The sequence below is a fragment of the Vibrio sp. Y176 genome, assembly GCF_033438945.1.
Genome location: NZ_JAWOQS010000075.1, coordinates 1 through 1,333, shown reverse-complemented (window position 1 = coordinate 1,333; position 1,333 = coordinate 1). Strand labels below are relative to the sequence as shown.

The 1,333-nt window shown below is 48.9% G+C and carries 2 protein-coding genes; both read right to left on the bottom strand.

The annotated features are described in order from the left end of the window. Positions 1-557 (bottom strand): glycosyltransferase (locus tag R7O13_RS24165; protein WP_318304841.1); only part of this gene is annotated, 557 nt, incomplete at its 3' end. Continuing rightward, on the bottom strand, positions 532-1,333 hold an 802-nt coding region (locus tag R7O13_RS24160; RefSeq protein WP_318304840.1), incomplete at its 5' end, for a sigma 54-interacting transcriptional regulator. The genes R7O13_RS24160 and R7O13_RS24165, both read right to left, overlap by 26 nt.

Sequence of the window (1,333 nt, the reverse complement as noted above, 5' to 3'; positions counted from 1 at the left end):
TTGTTCATGCTGTGTAGCGCGACAAAGTTAGTGAGCAGTTGCGAGGGGCAGAGCACTTTATCTTGAATACTTTTGCTTACTGCAAAGCAGTGAACCGACAGATAGCCTGAGCATCTGTCCAGCCCGTCGTAAAGCCACAGTTTGCCCGATGACGACTCACCTGCATGATAAGTTGAAACCAAACGTGGAAAAGTGCGAGTGAGCAGTTTGGCGGTGCGAGCCAGTATGCTCGCCTTGTAGCCGTGAGTGTGCAGTACACTCGGTTGGTGATGCGCGACAGCACTGGTGAGGTGCTTGATCGCAATTGTATTCGAAGGAACACCAGATATTTGCGGTAAATAGCTGGTGGGAATGTTTGCCGCTTGCGCTTTTTCTACAAGCTGCGCTTGAGGTGTGTACTCCGTTGGCAACACAATACGCACGGCGTGCCCAAACGCGAGAATGCCTTTTGCCAGCTCTAATATGTGGCTTTCGATGCCGCCAAAAATGCGGCTATCAACAAAAATCCAAACTTCGCCCACAATGGGTAAATCAGGATTGTTCGAGATTAACTTCATCCGCTTCCCACGCTTGTTTTTTACGATAGACCGTTGAAGGGCTTAGCCCCAGCATCACAGCGGCATTGAGCACGTTACCACCACAATAAGCGATCGCGTTTTGAATCGCTTCACGTTCGACTTGCCACATTGGTCGGATACTTCCGTCTGCATTAAAGTACGGCGACAAGGAATGACTCGGTGTTTCAACGCCGACAGTAGGTTGTGTGTGTTGCGCAGGCGCCTCTTGAACAGGTTGCACTGGTTCAATGGGTTGTGTTTGCATCGCTGGAGCATTATGTCCGTTGAGATTGTTGCTCGGGCTTGATGATTCGACGTGCACAGGGGTTACGGTTCTTGCCTGCGTTTTCTTTTGAGTTAACTGAGCGGGCAGGTGAGCCACCGTGACTTTTTCATCATTGTTGAGTACCACGATATTACGAATGATGTTTTGTAGCTGCCTTACGTTGCCAGGCCATTCGTAATGTTTGATCACGTGTTGTGCTCCGGTATCAATGTTAGAGAATTTTTTCTTGTCCTCTTTGGCGTAAGTTGTGAGAAAATGCTTGGCTAACGTGACGATGTCACTTCCTCTTTCTCTCAAAGGTGGCATATCAATCGGCACAACGTGAACACGGTAATACAAGTCTTCGCGGAAGCGTCCTTCTTCCACCTCTGTAAGTGGATCTCGGTTGGTGGCGCAAATGATACGTACATCGACTTTCATCTCTTTCGTGCCGCCAAGTGGGGTGTAAGTGCCCGTTTGTAAGAAACGCAGTAGCTTTTTCTGCATTTCC